Here is a 17,979-nt window from a genome sequence, read left to right as displayed (position 1 = left end):
CACCTTAATTGGGCATTATGTTCTAATTACTACTCGATTTTTAGTCTGCCGTATGATAAAGAAAAATTATAATACAAGGAATTGATAATGGCGTTTGAAGCTAAAGTTTTTCGTGTTCTGATAGCCTCACCATCGGATGTTGTCGACGAACGAGAGATAGCAGTTAGAACAATACAAGAGTGGAATGACCTCCACTCCCATGACCGTCAGATTGTATTGTTACCATTAAGGTGGGAGTCTCATTCTTCTCCTGAGTATGGGAGAAGACCTCAAGAAATAATTAATCGACAAATCGTAGATGATTGTGACTTTTTAGTTGGGATTTTTTGGTCAAAAATTGGTTCACCAACAGGAGCGAAAGAGAGTGGTACGATAGAGGAAATAGATCGTGTTGCGAGCGCAAGTAAGCCGGTGATGTTATATTTTTCTAACGCAAAGAAAGACTTAGAAGATATTGATTTAGAACAATTAGCAAGCCTTAGGGAGTTTAAAAAACGTACATACCCAAATGCACTAGTTGAGAATTTTACATCACAAGTAGAATTTCGAGATAAATTATCAAAGCATTTAGAAATGCAAATTAGACAGTTAATTAGTTCTGGTGTGGGAGGTACAGATAGCTCGGGGCTTCTATCAGATATCGAACTTTCATGGTTTGACATTGAGAAAAAAACGAAAAATGGTAAGTCGGCATCATTTAATACATCTAATTTTGAGTTAATCAATCGCAACGATATTCCTGACTACACAGTATCTGAGGACTCAGAAGAAGTTGCATGGATGGGGAATCGTACGAATAAAGATTATTTCCGAGATATAGTTGAGTTTTTTGTTACAGACAATATGTTGAAACCAGTATGTCTATGTATGGAGAACAAAGGTTCATTGGGTGCCAGAGACCTGTATATAAGCATAAAATTAACTAGCTCCAATGGTAATTTGGTCGTCCTATCCGGTGGTTCTTTTGAGGCTAAAAAGCCACAAGCAAGAGACGATCATATGATGTGGCACGAACATAGAAACTTTGAGATAACGAAGGAAGCAAACTCATACAGCCTTTCCTATGAGTTAAATGCTCTACAGCCAAAACGTAGTATACAAACAGATTTGATGCTTTATGTCGGTGCTACTGAATCGTGTACGGTTACTGTTGAAGCAATAATATATGCAGATTCACTTCCCGAGCCAGTCCTGCAAGAATTGACTTTGGAGTTTAATGTCAGAAAAGAGTCAATAAATGCAAATGAACTACTTCAACGTCTCCTTAATAAACGCAAACGTTAAGTTACGAACATAACAAGGCATTTAAAAGTGATTCCCAACGCTTGGCATTTTTGGTGCCATCGTTGGGTTTTTGTTTATGGTGGTATGGTTAGGTTTCGTGGTAGCGTTACTCACACCTTAATATGGCGTTGAATACACTAGGGAAGTTATGGCAGAGACATCGCAAATCGCAATATACATATCCCTCGGAAGCTTGGATATTTATTCTCTAAGCTTTCTTTTCGCCGTTAGGCAGTAAAAGATTAATAAGAAGTGCCGTAGGGTGCAATGAAATTGCACCGCTAATTTGGTCTCTGCTTTCTTGAACAAAAACCGCTAAGCAAACGGTGCAATGCGCTGCGCTTATTGCACCCTACGTCTCTCCGTTAATTCGCTGGGTGGTATTGATGAGCACCATGCCTCGCCAAAGCTACAAAAGGGGCGATCTGCGCCCCGAATTCTTCTGATCTCCCCGCTTTATATCGCCGCACGCTTGTCGGACGCAGCCTGATTGTCTGCTGACTCACTACCAAGATGCCTGTTTTCCTCATCAGGCAGGCAGAAAAAAGCCACCTTCACTCATACCTCGCCGCTTCCCAGGCGTGTATCGCCTGTTTGCGGGTCTCCCCCCAGTGATAGCCGCCGAGTTTGCCGTTTTGCTGGATGACCCGGTGACAGGGGATCATCAAGGCGACGGGGTTGACACCCACCGCCAGCCCCACTGCGCGGGCGGCCTTGGGGTTGCCGACGGCGCTTGCTACCTGGGCGTAGCTCACCACCTTGGCGGGCGGGATCTGCAATAGCGCCCGCCAGACGCTGATCTGAAAGTTGGTGCCGCTCACGTGCAAGGAGATGGGGCGATCCGGCGCCTTGCTGGTATCGAACATGGTGTGGATGACCCCCCGGGTGCGTGACGGTGTCTCCCTAAGTTCTGCCTCTGGCCAGCTCTGGGCGAGGGCGGCCAGCGGCGCCTCTGGGGCCTGGTCATCGAGAAACGAGAAGTTGCACACCCCCCGCGGGGTCAGGGCGACGAACGCCTGGCCGAAGGGGGTGTCGTGCACCCCGTGATCGATAACCAGTCCGGCGCCGCGCTGCTTGTACTCGCCCGGCGTCACCGCTTCGAGCTGCACGAAGTGATCGTAGAGCCGCGAGCCGCTGCTCAGGCCCAGGGTATCGGCCACCTCCAGCAGCGGGCGCGACTCCTGCAACAGCGCCTTGGCCCGCTCCAGGGTCAGCACCTGTAGATAGCGTTTGGGCGTCACCCCGGCCCAGCGGCTGAACAGTCGCTGGAAGTGAAAGGGGCTTAAGTGAACGTGCGCCGCTATCTCGTCCAGGGTGGGCTGGCGCGCCACCTGGCTTGCGATAAAACGGATGGCATCGGCGATGCGGGCGTAATCAGACATAAGGCGCTCTCACGATAGGTTTGCAGCCGCAGGATCTTGGGTGCGACAAGGTCATGTGCGACAAATAGATACCCCACCATCGGCCAGCAGGGCAATGCCGGTGGTAAAGCTGGATGCATTGGACGCGAGATAGAGGGCCGAGCGGGCGATCTCCTCCGGTTGGGCCAGCCGTTTGAGGGCATGCATATTCTGCACAAAGGCGAGACTCTCCGGGGTATCGGTAAAGGCCCGTCCCATGGGGGTGTCGGTGCCCCCCGGCAGCAGGGCGTTGACCCGCACCCCTTGTGCCCCATATTCGGCAGCCAGCACCTGGGTCAGGCCGATGAGGCCCGCCTTGCTCGCGGCATAGGCCGCCATGCCGGGCAGCCCCAGGGTATGGCCGACGAAGGTGGAGGTAAAGATAAGCGAACCGCCCCCGCGTGCCTGCATGGCGGGGATCTGGTACTTGGCCCCCACAAAGGCGCTGGTGAGGTTGGTATCCAGGGTCTCTTGCCACTGCGCCACTTCAAGCGCCGGCACGCTGCCCGGTGTCCCCGTGCTGCCGGCGTTGTTGAAGGCGATATCGAGCCCGCCGAAACGGGTTAGCGCGAGATCCACCAGGGCGCGGGCATAGGTTTCGCTTTTCACATCTCCCGCCAGGCTTACCGCCTGGCCCCCCTCGTGGCGGATCTCCTCCACCAGCAGATCCAGCTCGCTCTGGCGGCGGGCGCCGACGACGACGCTGGCTCCTTCCCGGGCAAACAGGATGGCGCTGGCGCGGCCGATGCCGGAGCTGGCGCCGGTGATGATGGCGACCTTGTTGGACAGTGATGACATGACAGTTCCCTCGCAGGTGTGTTGTGCAGGCGCACAGGGTTGGTAATGGATTCGACCCTCAATAGGCTCGACACCACTCTGGTTCGGCTCCACTATGGCAACCGGCCCTCGCTGACACGACCCGGATCTTGCTCTCTTTGCCCCCTATCACGGTACCGTGCGCCGATGCAGGCCCTTGCGGCAACAAAACAAGGGATCTTCGGCCGTCATTCTCTATAATGCCCCCTCTTTTTTGACTGCCGGTTTGACTGCTGGGCCAACCACCGGCAGCGCCGCTGGCCGCGAGCCGGCCACCCCGATAGAGACGATGTCATGCATACCCTGGAACAGCTGCGCGCAGGTGAACTCTGCGGCGCCCGCCACCTCAAACTCGCCGAAAACCTGACGGAGTTCCCGCCCGAAATCTTTAGTCTCAAAGAGACGCTGGAGGTGCTGGATCTCACCGGCAACCAGTTGAGTCGGCTGCCTGACGAGCTGGCCGAGTTCAGCAAGCTGCGCATCATTTTCTGCTCCGAGAACCGCTTTACCGAGCTGCCCGAGGTGCTGGGGCGCTGCCCGGCGCTCACCATGGTGGGCTTCAAGGCCAACCGGATCGCCACTGTGCCTGCCGCGTCGCTGCCGGCGGGGCTGCGCTGGTTGATCCTGACCGACAACGCCATCGAGCGGCTGCCCGATGCGCTGGGTCAGTGCGGCGCCCTGCAAAAGCTGATGCTCTCGGGCAATCGCCTGCGCGAGCTACCGGCAACCCTCGCCAACTGCCAGCGTCTGGAGCTGGTGCGCATCGCCGCCAACCAGCTCGAGGCGCTCCCGGATTGGCTGGTGAGCCTGCCGCGTCTCGCCTGGCTGGCGTACGCGGGCAACCCCTTCAGCGACAAGCAGGAGCAGCGGCTGGGCCAGTGTGCCTCGGTGGCCGACATCCCGTGGGCTGCGCTGACGGTGGGCGAGCTGCTGGGGCAGGGGGCATCCGGCGTCATCCATCGCGCCGAGCTGGCCACGCCGATGGGGCCGCGTGCAGTGGCGGTCAAGTGCTTCAAGGGGGCCGTGACCAGTGATGGGCTGCCTCGCTGCGAGCTGGCGGTGTCGCTGGCGGCTGGTCGTCATCCCCATCTGGTCGGGGTTGAGGGGCGGGTGGGCGATCACCCCTCCGGCATCCCGGCGCTGGTGATGGCGCTGATAGACCCTGACTTTATCAACCTGGCGGGGCCGCCGAGTCTGGACTCCTGCACCCGTGACATCTACCAGGCCGATGCCCGCTTTACCCCGGCCGCGCTGCTGGCCATGGTGCAGGGGGTGGCGAGCGCTGCGCTGCATCTGCACGGGCGCGGCATCCTGCACGGAGATCTCTACGCCCACAACATGCTGCACTCCTTGCAAGAGGAGGGGCGGCTGCTGCTCGGGGATTTCGGCGCCGCCTCCTGTTATGAGCGAACCGATGGTGGGCTGGCCGGCTTGCTGGAGCGCCTGGAAGTGAGAGCCTTCGGCTGCCTGCTGGAAGAGCTGCTGGCCCGCTGTGCTCCCCGTGACAACAGGCTGGATGCCCTGCATGCGCTGGTGGATGACTGTCTTGCCGAGGCGGTAGCGGCGCGCCCAGATTTTATCGAGATTGCCGCCAGGCTTGCTGCGGTGGCGCCGGTCATCTGCGCCGAGCCAGTTTTGCTCTGATCCGGTTCGCCCTGCCGTCGCTGTAGTAGCAGGCGCAAAGCAGGCGAAAAAGAGCAGGAGTGGATGACAAAAAGATGTCAAAAGGGGGCCTTCGGGCCCTTTTTTGTTTTGTTCCGCTTTTTTGGGCAAAAGTTGCGGCTGCCGCCTTGTTGGTGCTTGCGTGCAGCGGGCTAAGTTGTGATATTGAGGCATCTTTACATGACAGGGGTTACTGGATGGAAGCAGCATTTTGGCATCAGCGTTGGGAAGAGAACCGGATCGGCTTTCATCAGGCGGATTTCAATCGCTGGCTGCAATCCTGGTGGTCGGCCCAGCAGCAGGGTGAGCCCGTGCTGGTGCCTCTGTGCGGCAAGTCCCGCGACATGCTCTGGCTGAGCGGGCAGGGCCATCCGGTCGACGGGTTCGAACTCTCGTCCGTCGCCATCAACAGCTTTTTCAGCGAGAACACGCTGAGCGACACTGTGAGTGCCGAGGGGCCTTATCAGTGCCATCAGCACGACAGCCTGCGCATCTATGAGGGGGATTTTTTCGCCGCCCCCGAACTTGGCCGCCGCTATCGGCTGGCCTACGACAGAGCGGCCCTCATCGCGCTACCGACCGCCATGCGCCGTCAATATGCCGAGCTGATGAGCCGGCTTATCGAGGCGGGTGGTCAGATCCTGCTGGTGACTCTGGAATATCAGCCGGAGCAGCAGCGCCAGCCGCCGTTCTCGGTGGGGGAGATGGAGGTGCGCACCCTGTTCGAGCGCCACTTCCAGGTAGAGGTGCTGGGGCGAGCGGCCGAGCTCGATCACCCCAGGGTGCTGTCGGGCCAGCTCTCCTACTTCGACGAGGTGGCCTATCGGCTGGTGCGCCGTCCAGAGGCTTGACCAAAAGCGTGAGCTGAGGCGATAAAATTCGCCATAAAGCTGCAGCTGGTTGACTCTTTATTACCTCCTTTGACATAGATCAACGTGACAAGGGAGGGGAGTGCCTAAGATGAGCCTGTTTCTCAATCACTGTTGTCATCGGCAGGCGCGCTCTGGTTTGGGACTGCCCGCCGACCATCAACTCAGTGTCTGATTTTCACGCTCATGTTCACTTTTGGCGGCTCTGGTCGCAATTGATTATGGTTTTTCCAGCCGACCCCCACGGGGTCGGCTTTTTATTGGCTGCAAGAAGGAAAACAGGCGGTTTGATCAGGCCTCGAAGGTGGCGGCATTGAGCCGGAACGCACGCGGGTCGTCGATGAACTGGCCGGTGATGCGCTCGTCGTGCTCGTGGCCCTGGCCATAGCTGCAGAGGATCAGCCGATCCGACGTTCTCGATCTCAGCTGGGTGATAAAGCGCACCAGATCGGCGCGGCTCAGGTTGCCCACCTCCTCGCACACCCTTTCGCGCTGATCAAAGCCCAGATCCTTGTTGCCGATGCTGACCCACAGCCGCTGGCCGCGACTGCGCAGGTTGGCATCCCGCTCGCTCAGCTGGGCCTGCAGGCCCGCCTTGCTGTCCTGCCACTGGCGGGCGGTGAGCTCGAGCATGGCCAGCGGAAACAGGTCGATGAACTCCTCCACCGCATCCAGCAGGATCTGCGGTCCGGCCACCGGCGACTGGATGTAGAAGATGAGGCCGGGATGGCGGTTGAGGGGCAGGTTGCCGGCCCCCACCACGTAGCCGAGCTGCTGACGGGTGCGCAGTTCGTGAAAGAAGGTGGAGGACATGATGTGGTTGGCCAGGGTGAAGCAGGCCAGATCCCGCGCCCGGGTGGTGCGCGACTGGTAGTAGACCAGCAGAGCCGAGTCTTCATGCTCGCAGCCCTGTTCGCGAATGAGGGTGCCCCTGTCCTGAATGGAGATGAGCGGGCGACGGGTCTCGGCACTGGGCTGGCTGTTGACGCCGAGGTGGCGCTCCAGCAGGGCGGCGAGCTCGAGGGCCTCGGCGGCGGTCCAGTCGCCGTGCACCAGGGTCTCTACGTGCACCTCGGCAAAGAGGCTCGCCACGAAGGCGGGCATCTCGCCCAGCTCGACGCTGCGCAGGTGGCGCAGCAGCTGCTCGAACGGCGGGTTGTTGGGCTGCAGCAGGCTGGTGAGCTGGTTGAACAGCTGGGAGATGGGGCGCGCCTTGGACTGGTTGTCCCAGTTGCGGATGAGCTGCTCCTTGATCTCGCTAAAGCGGGCCGGATCCGGGTAACCCAGGGTGCGGTTGCCGAGGATCATGTCGAGCAGCAGCGGCTGCTTGTCGGCAAAGCCGCTCAGGTTGATGGTAAAGCCGCCCTGGTGGGCATAAATCTGGTAACCGAGCCCCGCCAGCTCCGCCGGGTAGGTGAGGGCGTTGAGGTGGTCGGTGAGCAGCTCCACCGCGAGGCGTGCCATGGCGATGTGGCGCGGGCTTTTGACCGCGTGCTCGCTGTCGATGGAGATGTAGAGGTTGCCCTTGGGCACGCTGAACTGATGCTCGTGCAGGTGCCAGAGCCGAAAGCCGGGCCGATCGATGAGACAGGCGGGCATGTCGGCGGTGAGCTCGGGCGTGCGCACGTCGAGCCGGTTGCTGATGAAGGGGTTGGGCAGCGGCAGGGCCAGCGCCGGATCCGGTTCGCTCTGCTGCCAGCGGATCTTCTCCGCCTCGGTGATGGTGGTCACGCTGTAGGGGGTCTGATACCAGCGGGCCAGCCGGTCCGTGCCTAGCTCCGGCGCTGTGATGGTCAGGCGCAGGTTGTGGGGGGTGAGCTTGGCGAGCAGGCGACGAATGAGCGGCTCGTCGTATGCGCGCATCATGTAGTCGCCGTAGAGCAGGTCATCGGGAGCATAGCTGAACAGGTTCAACACCAGCCCGGAGACGGTGTCGAGCGCCCGGCCCCGCTCCTGGAAGCGGAAGGCGGACTCAAGCACGGTGCGCTTCTCGTCATAACGCCAGGCTTCCACCCCGCCGCGCTCGATGAGCTTCAAGTAACCGAACAGGGCCGCCACTATCTCGTTGACGTGTTCAAGCCCGAGCGGGGTCAGGCCGAAGTTGACGCCAAAATCCTTGAAGTTGGCGCCGCTGATGCCACCGCCGGCGGAGAGCTGGTTGACCCAGCCCTTCGCTTTCAGCAGAGAGAGCAGGCTGCCATCCCCTTCGTAGCCGATGAGGTGGCTCAGGAAGGTGAGGGGCTTCTTGTCGTAATACTCGTCCACGTTGGGCAACGGGAAGGTGAGCGCGAGTTTGCGGGTCTCCTTGACCGGGTTGATCTGGATGCGAATGCCCAGGTCATCGAGTCGGTAGAGGGGCATCTCGAGGGTTGGCGTTCCCAAATTGCGATTCAAAATGGGAGCGAAAAAGCGATCGCACCAGCCGAGCTGGGTCTCGATGGTGGCTGGCGAGATCATCACCAGCGCCATGCGATCCGCGCTGTAGTGGGTTTCGTAAAACCGGATGAGGTCGGAGCGCAGATCCCGACCGGGCAGATCGGCCAGGGTATCCAGGTTGCCCACCGAGAATTTGGCGAAGGGGTGGGCGGGATTGACCGTCTCCTTATGCACCTGGTAGCTGCGGCGCACGTCGTCCTGCAGCTTGAGGCGGTATTCGGAGTCGACCGCGTTGCGCTCCTTGTCCACCCACTCGGGATCGAAGGTGGGGCAGATGAAGAACTGGGAGAAGCGATCCAGCCCGGCCTCGAAGAAGCCGTTGTCGATCTCGAAGAAGAAGTTGGTGAACTCGGTGCCGGTCCAGGCGTTGTTGCTGCCGCCATGACGGCTCATAAATTGCTGGTATTCACCAGGTTTGGGATAGGTGCAGGTGCCAAGGAACAGCATATGCTCAAGGAAATGAGCCATCCCCTGCCGGTCCGCCGGATCGTCGAAGTGGCCGGTGTTGACGGCCAGGGAGGCGGCAGACTTGTCGGTGTCGGGATCGCAGATCAACAAGACCCTGAGCCGGTTTGCCAGCTCCAGATAGTGGTACTGCCGATGGTCGTTGGGACTGGCATATGGGCTCATTGGCGCGTGACTCTTGTTGGATTTATTTGAATTTAAACATGATTATCGACCCCGCTACCCGGTGAGGCAAACCCTTTTCTGAGAGGTAGCGCAATTGTTTCCCCCGGCATGGCGGGGTAAGATCCCCCCGCTATCAAAACAGGCCCGTTGGGCGAGGTTGTAATGAAAATCTACATCATGCGTCATGGCCAGGCTGGCATGAATGCGAAAACAGATGAACAGCGTCCACTGACCGAGCAGGGAATCGAAGAGTCCATCCACATGGCCCGCTGGCTGGCCCCTCAGCTTGGCGACCAGCTGGATCGGGTGATCCACAGCAACTATCTGCGCGCCAAACAAACCTGGCAGAGCATATGCAGTGAATTACCCAAGGCAGGGGCCGTCGAAGAGAGTTGTGACATCACCCCCTATGGCGATCCGGCCTTCGTGGCGAGTTACCTCACTGCGCTTGCGGCCAAACACGACAGCATCCTGATGGTGAGCCACCTGCCGCTGGTGGGATATCTGGTGCAGAGCCTCTGTCCGGCAGCCGGTGCCCCCATGTTTGCCACCTCAGGTCTGGCCTGTATCGAGTGGCAAGATGGCAAGGGGGTCTTGCTCTGGTTGGAAGGACCACATACAATACGCTAAAAGTTAATAAAAAGTTATAGATTGGTTTTTTGGGGAAGAGAGTCGCGATTTTTCCGGATTTTTATACAGAATTTACGGAATTATTTCGCAGAAGCTGCTGTCATACGGATACAACTGCAAGAGGTTGCAAACGATGAGAGTGTTCAAGAAGTACCTGCCGCTGATGGTGGCAAAACATGTCAAAACCTTCTTCAAGGGGCGGATTTACATCCACGGCAGAGGACGCTTTGACTTCCAGTCCGGCCTGCTGATGATGCCCACGTCGGCGGACATTCCCCACCGTCAGACCGTGGTCGAGGTCAACGAGTTGATCTCGAGACTGCACATGGATGCGGCGTGATTGCTTCGTCACCTCGCTGATCTGCGTCATGCCCGCCACCGTGCGGGCATGACTGTTTTTGGGCTCCCTCCGGCCTCTTCAGCGCTGTTCGACCCCCTTTGTGTCAGCCAATTCTGCCCTGGCGGCGCGGTGCTTGCTAATCCTGTTGACCCCCCTATACTGCCGCCAGAAATACCCGCTGCTTTTTTCTGGATATGGTGATGCCACTTGCCTTCTTGTTTCCCTTCTCCTGCATGGCCATCTGGGCCGGCAACGCCATCGTCAGCAAACTGGCGGTGGGTGTGCTCTCGCCGGCGGCGCTGGCCTGGTCGCGCTGGATGGTGGCCGCCATCATCTTGACGCCGTTCCTTGCGCACCGGGCCTGGCGGGATCGCGCCAAGCTGCGCGCCGGCTTCTATCAGCTGGCGGCGCTGGCCCTGCTCGGCATGGTGCTCAACCAGACCTTCGGTTACTACGCGGCGCAGACCCTGGGGGCCACCGAGATCGGCCTGATGATGGGGCTGACTCCGCTGATGACGGTGCTGCTCAGCATCTGGTTGCTGCACGAGCGTCCCACCTGGGGGGCGCTGCTTGGTGGCGTCATCTCCATCCTGGGGCTGGCGATCTTGCTGGGGCAGGGGGATCCCGCTCGCCTCTTTACCCAGGGCATCCACATCGGCTCCGTGTACATGCTGCTGTCGGCGGGCACCTATGCGCTCTACAGCGTGTTGCTCAAGAAGTGGGATCTGGGGCTCGACAACTGGTCCATGCTCTACGGCCAGGTGCTCTGCAGCCTGCTGTTCCTCACCCCGTTCTACCTGCTGGTGGACGGGCAATGGCCGGACGGCCGGGCGCTCTGGTTGATCCTCTATGCGGGGATCCCGACCTCGGCCCTGTCGCCCTGGCTGTGGATGCAGGGCATCGCTCTGCTCGGGGCAAGCCGCACCGCCATCTTCATGAACCTGCTGCCGGTGATGACTGCCGCTCTGGCCATCAGCTGGCTCGGCGAGAGATTGACCAGTTATCATCTGATCGGTGGCGGCATGACCCTGTTTGGGGTGCTGCTGGCCCAGTTGCTGGTGCAGCCTGTGGTGCTGCGCCGGCGCAGGGTGGCGTTGGCCGCCTGCCGGGACGAATGAGAAAAAAGACCGCCGAAAGGCGGTCTTGTTGTCTGCGGGGTAGCGAACCTTATTGCGCGGTCAGATAGAGGTCTTTCGAGTAGACCAGATCCTGCGGGTTCTGATAGGGGTAGCCCTTGATGTTGGGTTTGAGCAGGCGGGACTTGACGTAGAAATAGACCGGGGCGATGGGCGCTTCTGCATCGATCAGGGCCTCGGCCTGCTGATAGAGCTGGTTGCGTTCGGCCGGATCCCTGGCGTCATGGGCCTTGGCCAGCAGGGCGTCATACTGCTTGTTGAACCACTTGCCGCTGTTGGCGCTGCTGCTGGAGGTCATGATGTCGAGGAAGGTGGAGGCATCGTTGTAATCCCCGTTCCAGGCGTAGCGGCTGACCCCGAAGTCCCCTTCGTTGAGGGCCGACACCATGGTCTTCCACTCCATGTTGTTGAGCTTGGCCTGCACCCCCAGGTTGTGTTTCCACATGGAGGAGATGGCCAGTGCTATCTTCTTGTGCCCCTCGTTGGTGTTGTAGAGGATGTCCACATCCAGCGGCTTGCCAGGGCCATAACCCGCTTCGGCGAGCAGCGCCTTGGCCTGCTTGATCCGCTCTTCCTTGCTCATCCGCTCGCTGGCCGGTCGCTTGAGCTCGAAGCCGTCCACTATCGGCGGCGTCAGGCTGAAGGCGGAGATCTGGCCCTGCCCCAGGATCTTCTCGGTGATGGTGTCCCGGTCGATGGCCAGGGAGAGCGCCTTGCGCACCTTGGGGTTGTCGAACGGCTTGCGCTGGGTGTTGAACACGTAGTAGTAGGTGGCCAGGGTCGGCACGCTCACCAGCTCCTGCGGGCTCTGCTGCTTGAGCTGCTTGTACTGCTCGAGCGGATAGCTGGTGTAGTGCAGCTCGCCGGCGCGATAGCGGTTGTAGGCGGCGGTGTCGGAGACGATCTCCAGATAGAACACCTTGTTCAGCACCGTATGCTGGTTGTCCCAGTAATGGGGGTTGCGCTCGGAGATGAGACGCTCGTTGGGGGTCCACTCCTTGAGCACGAAGGCCCCGTTGGAGACGATGTTGCCCGGCTTGACCCACTCATGACCGAACTTCTCGATGGTTGCCCTCGGCGCCGGGAAGGTGGTGTAGTGGGAGAGGGTTTTCAGGAAGAAGGGCACCGGGTTTTTCAAGGTGATCTGCAGGGTATGGGCATCGAGCGCCTTGATGCCCAGCGTATCCGGGCTCTGCTTGCCCTGAATGACCTCGGCGGCATTGGTGACGCCGGTTAGCTCGATGAACCAGGCGTAGTTGGAGGCATTCTTGGGATCCGCCGCCCGCTGCCAGCCATAGACGTAATCGGCCGCCGTCACCGGCTCGCCGTTGGACCATTTGGCATCGGGTCTGAGCTTGAAGGTGTAGACGGTGCCCGTGGGGTCAAGCTCGTAGCCAAGGGCGCCAGCAAGCTGCAGTTTGCCGTCCCCGTCCAGGGTGTAGAGCCCCTCGAACAGGTCGTTGACGATTTCGCTGCCCGCGCTCTCTTCCACCATCTGGGGGTCGATGGAGGCGGGTTCGGTACCTATGTTGCGGATGAAGGTTTGCTGTTCTGCCGGCAGCAACTTGGTACCGGCCGGTACCTGGGCTGCCAGGGTGGGGAGTGCGAACAGGGCGGCAATCGTGCCGGCAATGAGAGTCCTTTTCATTGAATATCCTTATGTTTTTTTGCTTCCAAAGCCGGGCCAGTGTGCGGGATTGATGGCGAGATCTCAAGAGGCAGACAGGTCCCCCATGGCATGTGTCCCAGATAGGGGGCATGGCGGGGATCTTGCCATCCTCATGGCGACATCTTCGTGAGTTTTTGCCACGAATTAACATCGGAAAAGTTACCGATTGAAACCAGTTTGAGGGCGATTTCGGGCGAAAAAGGTGGGGGAGATGCGCGTTTATTCAGCGGCTTAATTCGCTGCAAAAACAAAAAACAGGCGTTACATTAGGTTACAAAACAAGGCTGCCGAGGATCGGCACTTTTTTTGTTTATGCGTGCAAACGTTTTCAAAGCCAACGGAAACGATCTTAAAGGAACAATAATGCGAAACATGATCACCATGGGCGAGTTCATCGTCAAAAAGCAGGCGGATTATCCCACCGCGACCGGCGAGCTGACCTCGCTGCTCAGCTCCATCCGCTTGGCCGCCAAGGTGGTGAACCGGGAGATCAACAAGGCGGGGCTGGCGGACATCATCGGCTCCATGGGCGCTGAAAACGTGCAGGGCGAGGTGCAGCAGAAGCTGGACGTTTACGCCAACGAGCGCTTCAAGGCGGCGTTGGAAGCCCGTGGCGAAGTGTGCGGCATGGCCTCCGAAGAGGAGGAAGATTTCGTCTCCTTCGATTCCGAGCTCTCCCGTCACTCCAAGTACGTGGTATTGATCGACCCCCTCGATGGCTCCTCCAACATCGACGTCAACGTCTCCGTCGGCACCATCTTCTCCATCTACCGCCGGGTCAGCAAGCCGGGCGCCGGCGTCACTCTGGAAGACTTCCTGCAGCCGGGCAACCGCCAGGTCGCCGCCGGTTACGTGGTCTACGGCTCCTCGACCATGCTGGTCTACACCACCGGCTTTGGCGTCAACGGTTTTACCTACGACCCCTCCATCGGCTGCTTCTGCCTCTCGCACGAGAACATCCGCATCCCGGAGGAGGGCAAGATCTACTCCATCAACGAGGGCAACTACATCAAGTTCCCGGACGGGGTGAAGAAGTACCTCAAATATTGTCAGGAGCGGGACGAGGCGACCCACAGACCCTATACCTCCCGTTATATCGGCTCGCTGGTCTCCGATTTTCACCGCAACCTGCTCAAGGGCGGCATCTACATCTATCCGTCCGGTACCAACTCGCCGAACGGCAAGCTGCGCCTGCTCTATGAGTGCAACCCCATGGCGTTCCTGGTGGAGCAGGCCGGTGGCAAGGCGTCAGACGGCTTTGGCCGCATCATGGATATCCAGCCCACCGCGCTGCACCAGCGTACCCCCTATTTCGTGGGTTCCACCAAGATGGTGGATCGGGCCGAGGCCTTCATGCGCGAGTTCTCTTCCCATGAGGATCCGGCTAATCAGGGTTGATCGTCAGAGGTGTAGGTTGGTGCTGAGCGCAGCGAAGCCCAACGTTTACCGGTGCGATGCCCTCTCCCTCTGGGAGAGGGCAGGGTGAGGGGAATGGTTTTCACTGCCCCCTCATCCCCGACCCTTCTCCCACAAGGGGAGAAGGGAGACGCTCGTCACCAGCCAACATAAATAAAACGGGAGCCATCAAGGCTCCCGTTTTATTTGGGCGAGCGGCTGGCCGCTCCATCACCGTCCCCTCAGGGGCTGGCGTGGCTGGCGAGATCCGCCAGCAGGCCGTCCACAAGCTTGAGGCGCATGGCCCTGTCCTGGGTCGGCACCTGGAAGCGCAGCCGGGTTGGCCCGTCCATCTTGTAGATGCGCGGCTGCTCGGAGAGCAGCTTGACCAGATAGGCAGGGTTGACCTTGGTTTCCTGGGTAAAGTCCAGATAGCCGCCACGTTCGCTCATCTCCACCCGGCGAATGCCAAGGGCTGTGGCGCGCTGGCGGAAGGCCGCCAGCTCCAGCAGGGTTTTGGTTGGTTCCGGCAACAGGCCGAAGCGGTCGATCAGCTCCACTTTCAGTTCGCGCAGCTCCTGCTCGTCCGCCGCACTCGCAATCCGCTTGTACATGGAGAGCCGCATGTTGACGTCCGGAATATAGTCGTCCGGTAACAGGGCAGGCAGGCGCAGCTCCACTTCGGTGTGCTGGCTCATCAGCTGTTCGAGTGACGGCTCCTTGCCCGATTTCAGCGCCTCGACCGCCTGCTCCAGCATCTCCATGTAGAGGGTGAAGCCGACCGATTCAATCTGGCCGCTCTGATCGTCGCCGAGCAGTTCGCCGGCGCCGCGGATCTCCAGATCGTGGGTGGCCAGCGCAAAGCCGGCGCCGAGATCTTCAAGGGACGCAATGGCCTCCAGCCGCTTGACCGCATCCTTGGTCATCAGCTTGGGATGGGGGGTGAGCAGGTAGGCATAGGCCTGGTGGTGGGAGCGACCAACCCGACCCCGCAGCTGGTGCAGCTGGGCCAGACCGAGATGATCTGCCCGATCCATGATGATGGTGTTGGCGCTCGGCACGTCGATGCCGGTCTCGATGATGGTGGTGCAGACCAGCAGGTTGAAGCGCTGGTGGTAGAAGTCCGACATCACCCGCTCGAGTTCGCGCTCGCGCATCTGGCCGTGGGCGATGCCGATGCGCGCCTCCGGCACCAGCTCGGCAAGATCTGCCGCGCACTTCTCGATGCTCTCCACGTCGTTGTGCAGGTAGTAGACCTGGCCGCCACGCTTCAATTCCCGCAGCACCGCCTCGCGGGTGACCGCCGGCTCCTGCTGGCGCACGAAGGTCTTGATGGCGAGCCGCTTGGCGGGCGGGGTGGCGATGATGGAGAGATCCCGCATGCCCGACATCGCCATGTTGAGGGTACGCGGAATGGGGGTAGCGGTGAGGGTGAGGATGTCCACATCGGCTCGCAGCGCCTTGATCTTCTCCTTCTGGCGCACCCCGAAGCGATGCTCCTCGTCGACGATGAGCAGCCCCAGATCCTTGAAGGTGAGCTCGGCGCCCAGCAGCTTGTGGGTGCCGATGATGATGTCGACCTTGCCCTCGGCCAGCTCTTTCATCACGGCGCTCTGCTCCTTGGCGGAGCGGAAGCGGCTCAACACCTCGACCCGCACCGGCCAGTTGGCGAAGCGGTCGCGGAAGTTGTCGTAGTGCTGCTGGGCGAGCAGGGTGGTGGGCACCAGCACGGCCACCTGCTTGCCGCCGTGTACTGCCACAAACGCCGCCCGCATCGCCACCTCGGTCTTGCCGAAGCCCACGTCGCCGCACACCAGCCGATCCATGCTCTTGGCCTGGCACATGTCGCCGAGTACCGCATTGATGGCGTTGAGCTGATCATCGGTCTCCTCGAACGGGAAGCCGGCGGCAAACTGGCGATAGGCCTCGCGGTCATGTTTGAAGGCAAAACCGTGACGGGCCGCGCGCATGGCATAGACATCCAGCAGCTCGGCCGCCACGTCGCGCACCTTTTCGGCCGCCTTGCGCCGGGCCTTGACCCAGGCCTCGCCGCCGAGCTTGTGGCTGGGCGGGTTATCCGAGCCGGTATAACGGCTGATCAGGTGCAAACTGGTGACCGGCACGAACAGCTTGTCGCCGCCGGCATATTCCAGGGTCAGAAACTCGGTGGGCAGGCCGCCGGCATCGATGGTCTCCAGCCCCAGATAGCGGCCGACCCCGTGATCCAGGTGCACCACCGGCTGACCCTGGGTCAGCTCGCCGAGGTTGCGGATCACCGCATCCGAGCTCAGGTTCTTGCTCTTCTCCCGCTGCCGTTTGCTGCGGATCTTGCCGCCCAGCAGTTCGGTCTCGGTGATGAGCGCGAGCTCCTCTTGCCCCGGCTCTCGCAGCAAGAAGCCGCGCTCGAGCGGTGCCACCAGCAGGCCGTGACGGGCCTTGCTGGTGATGAAGGCATCGAGTGACGCGAACTCCTTGGGCTGCAGCGCGATGCGGGCCAGCAGATCGCCCAGTACCTCGCGCCGCCCCTCGGACTCCACCGCAAACAGGGTGCGCCCGGCAAAACCTTGCAGGAACTGGTTGAGGGCCAGCAGCGGCTGCTCCTTGCTGTGATCGAGCTGCAGCTCGGGCAGCACCGAGATCGGCAGGTCATGCTGGCCCGCATCACCGGCGGTGGGGGCCTCCTGCAGCCGCACGGCCGCGTACTGGCCGAGCGCCGCAAACAGCTGCTCCACCGGCAGATAGATCTGCTGGGGGGGCAGCAGGGGGCGGGTATTGTCCCAGCGCCTGTCCTCGTAGCGTTGAGCGATGTCGTTCCAGAAGCGCTGGGCGGCGGGGTAGATCTCCCCCACGGTCAGCAGCAGGGTGTTCTCTGGCAGGTGGTCAAACAGGCTGGCGGTCTGCTGGAAGAAGAGCGGCAGATAGTACTCGATGCCGGCGGGCCAGCGCCCCTTGCTCACCTCCTGATAGACGGAGCCCTCGGCGCGGGAGATCTCGAACTGTTCCCGATACTGGCCGCGAAACAGCTCGATGGCCCCCTCGTCGGTGGGAAACTCCCGGGCCGGCAACAGACTGACGCTCTTGACCGGCTCGCTGGAGCGCTGGGTCTCGGGGTCGAACGGGCGGATGGAGTCCACCTCGTCGTCGAAGAAGTCGATGCGATAGGGGCTGCTGCTGCCCATGGGGAAGAGATCGAGCAGGGAGCCGCGGGCGGCAAATTCGCCATGTTCCAGCACCTGCTCCACCGCCACATAGCCCGCCTCGGCGAGGCGCGCGCGCAGCTGCTGCAGATTGAGGCGCTGGCCGCTTTTCACCATCAGGCTGTATTTGTCGAGATAGACCCGGGGCGCCGTGCGCAGCATCAGGGTGGAGATGGGCACGATCAGCACGCCGCTGCTCATCTGCGGCAGCTTGTAGAGGGTCTCGAGCCGCTGGGAGATGATGTCCTGATGGGGGGAGAAGGTGTCGTAAGGCAAGGTCTCCCAGTCCGGGAACAGCAGCACCGGGCAGCCGGTGTCGGCCAGCAGGTATTGCAGTTCCTGTTCGAGGCGCAGGGCGCTCGGGGTATCGGCGGTCACCAGCAGGACGGGGCGATGAGCCTCCCGGGTGAGGCGGGCGGCCATCAGCGAGAGGCTGCTGCCTGTCAGCTGGCCGAGCGTTAACTTTTGGCCCGCCTTGGCGGGCAAGGCGGGAAGCTTCATTGGCATCATTCGAT

General features: G+C 60.3%; 12 protein-coding genes. 7 read left to right on the top strand and 5 right to left on the bottom strand.

The genetic code is table 11. The features are described 5' to 3' along the window. Nucleotides 1-87: 87 nt before the first annotated feature. Complete coding sequence (locus E5E97_RS17280; RefSeq protein WP_171280631.1) at nucleotides 88-1,284, top strand: hypothetical protein; 1,197 nt, start codon at nucleotides 88-90, stop codon at nucleotides 1,282-1,284. 554 nt (nucleotides 1,285-1,838) lie between these two features. Here the strand turns inward: E5E97_RS17280 and E5E97_RS17275 are convergent. Together E5E97_RS17275 and E5E97_RS17270 are read right to left on the bottom strand one after the other, a co-directional pair. Beyond that, on the bottom strand, nucleotides 1,839-2,666 hold the full coding sequence (locus tag E5E97_RS17275; protein ID WP_171280630.1) for a bifunctional transcriptional activator/DNA repair enzyme AdaA: 828 nt from the start codon (nucleotides 2,664-2,666) through the stop codon (nucleotides 1,839-1,841). Between the two features lie 51 nt (nucleotides 2,667-2,717). After that, nucleotides 2,718-3,482: an SDR family oxidoreductase gene (locus tag E5E97_RS17270; protein WP_171280629.1), complete on the bottom strand. Its 765-nt coding sequence runs from the start codon at nucleotides 3,480-3,482 to the stop codon at nucleotides 2,718-2,720. A 312-nt stretch (nucleotides 3,483-3,794) separates the two neighbouring features. Here E5E97_RS17270 and E5E97_RS17265 point away from each other — a divergent pair, with 312 nt between their 5' ends. Together E5E97_RS17265 and E5E97_RS17260 are read left to right on the top strand one after the other, a co-directional pair. Then, the gene (locus E5E97_RS17265) at nucleotides 3,795-5,144 is read left to right on the top strand and encodes a leucine-rich repeat-containing protein kinase family protein (RefSeq protein ID WP_171280628.1); all 1,350 of its coding nucleotides are present in this window, start codon (nucleotides 3,795-3,797) and stop codon (nucleotides 5,142-5,144) included. 215 nt (nucleotides 5,145-5,359) lie between these two features. Next, nucleotides 5,360-6,013 carry a thiopurine S-methyltransferase gene (locus E5E97_RS17260; protein ID WP_171280627.1) on the top strand — a complete coding sequence of 218 codons (654 nt, stop codon included), beginning with the start codon at nucleotides 5,360-5,362 and terminating at the stop codon, nucleotides 6,011-6,013. A 309-nt stretch (nucleotides 6,014-6,322) separates the two neighbouring features. Here the strand turns inward: E5E97_RS17260 and E5E97_RS17255 are convergent, their stop codons facing one another. Continuing rightward, nucleotides 6,323-9,097 (bottom strand): insulinase family protein, encoded by a 2,775-nt coding sequence (locus tag E5E97_RS17255; protein WP_118881115.1) that lies wholly within the window; start codon nucleotides 9,095-9,097, stop codon nucleotides 6,323-6,325. A gap of 162 nt (nucleotides 9,098-9,259) precedes the next feature. On the opposite strand from E5E97_RS17255, the gene sixA reads away from it, so the two are divergent. The 3 genes from sixA to E5E97_RS17240 all read left to right on the top strand — a co-directional run bounded on the left by sixA (nucleotide 9,260) and on the right by E5E97_RS17240 (nucleotide 11,185). After that, the gene (gene sixA, locus E5E97_RS17250; RefSeq protein WP_118881116.1) at nucleotides 9,260-9,727 is read left to right on the top strand and encodes a phosphohistidine phosphatase SixA; all 468 of its coding nucleotides are present in this window, start codon (nucleotides 9,260-9,262) and stop codon (nucleotides 9,725-9,727) included. 133 nt (nucleotides 9,728-9,860) lie between these two features. Then, on the top strand, nucleotides 9,861-10,067 hold the full coding sequence (locus tag E5E97_RS17245; RefSeq protein ID WP_016350921.1) for a DUF1107 domain-containing protein: 207 nt from the start codon (nucleotides 9,861-9,863) through the stop codon (nucleotides 10,065-10,067). Between the two features lie 200 nt (nucleotides 10,068-10,267). Next, nucleotides 10,268-11,185: a DMT family transporter gene (locus tag E5E97_RS17240; protein WP_171280626.1), complete on the top strand. Its 918-nt coding sequence runs from the start codon at nucleotides 10,268-10,270 to the stop codon at nucleotides 11,183-11,185. A 49-nt stretch (nucleotides 11,186-11,234) separates the two neighbouring features. On the opposite strand, the gene E5E97_RS17235 is transcribed toward E5E97_RS17240, so the two are convergent. Then, entirely contained in the window at nucleotides 11,235-12,851 is a 1,617-nt protein-coding gene (locus tag E5E97_RS17235; RefSeq protein WP_171280625.1) for a peptide ABC transporter substrate-binding protein, read from the bottom strand. Nucleotides 12,852-13,235: 384 nt separating this feature from the next. Here E5E97_RS17235 and fbp point away from each other — a divergent pair, with 384 nt between their 5' ends. Beyond that, entirely contained in the window at nucleotides 13,236-14,270 is a 1,035-nt protein-coding gene (fbp, locus tag E5E97_RS17230; protein ID WP_011705872.1) for a class 1 fructose-bisphosphatase, read from the top strand. Nucleotides 14,271-14,509: 239 nt separating this feature from the next. Here fbp and mfd read toward each other — a convergent pair whose 3' ends face one another. Then, nucleotides 14,510-17,974 (bottom strand): transcription-repair coupling factor, encoded by a 3,465-nt coding sequence (gene mfd / locus E5E97_RS17225; RefSeq protein WP_171280624.1) that lies wholly within the window; start codon nucleotides 17,972-17,974, stop codon nucleotides 14,510-14,512. Between the last annotated feature and the right edge of the window lie 5 nt (nucleotides 17,975-17,979).

It is taken from the genome of Aeromonas sp. 2692-1, from assembly GCF_013085505.1.
GTDB lineage: Bacteria > Pseudomonadota > Gammaproteobacteria > Enterobacterales > Aeromonadaceae > Aeromonas > Aeromonas hydrophila.
Note: the sequence above shows the minus strand (reverse complement) of the source record. Positions and strands in the feature narration are given on the sequence as shown.

Bases quoted from the DNA above. Each gene is read 5' to 3' on its own strand.
- E5E97_RS17280 (WP_171280631.1), top strand. From the start codon at position 88: ATGGCGTTTGAAGCTAAAGTTTTTCGTGTTCTGATAGCCTCACCATCG.
- E5E97_RS17275 (WP_171280630.1), bottom strand. From the start codon at position 2,666: ATGTCTGATTACGCCCGCATCGCCGATGCCATCCGTTTTATCGCAAGC.
- E5E97_RS17270 (WP_171280629.1), bottom strand. From the start codon at position 3,482: ATGTCATCACTGTCCAACAAGGTCGCCATCATCACCGGCGCCAGCTCC.
- E5E97_RS17265 (WP_171280628.1), top strand. From the start codon at position 3,795: ATGCATACCCTGGAACAGCTGCGCGCAGGTGAACTCTGCGGCGCCCGC.
- E5E97_RS17260 (WP_171280627.1), top strand. From the start codon at position 5,360: ATGGAAGCAGCATTTTGGCATCAGCGTTGGGAAGAGAACCGGATCGGC.
- E5E97_RS17255 (WP_118881115.1), bottom strand. From the start codon at position 9,097: ATGAGCCCATATGCCAGTCCCAACGACCATCGGCAGTACCACTATCTG.
- sixA (WP_118881116.1), top strand. From the start codon at position 9,260: ATGAAAATCTACATCATGCGTCATGGCCAGGCTGGCATGAATGCGAAA.
- E5E97_RS17245 (WP_016350921.1), top strand. From the start codon at position 9,861: ATGAGAGTGTTCAAGAAGTACCTGCCGCTGATGGTGGCAAAACATGTC.
- E5E97_RS17240 (WP_171280626.1), top strand. From the start codon at position 10,268: ATGCCACTTGCCTTCTTGTTTCCCTTCTCCTGCATGGCCATCTGGGCC.
- E5E97_RS17235 (WP_171280625.1), bottom strand. From the start codon at position 12,851: ATGAAAAGGACTCTCATTGCCGGCACGATTGCCGCCCTGTTCGCACTC.
- fbp (WP_011705872.1), top strand. From the start codon at position 13,236: ATGCGAAACATGATCACCATGGGCGAGTTCATCGTCAAAAAGCAGGCG.
- mfd (WP_171280624.1), bottom strand. From the start codon at position 17,974: ATGATGCCAATGAAGCTTCCCGCCTTGCCCGCCAAGGCGGGCCAAAAG.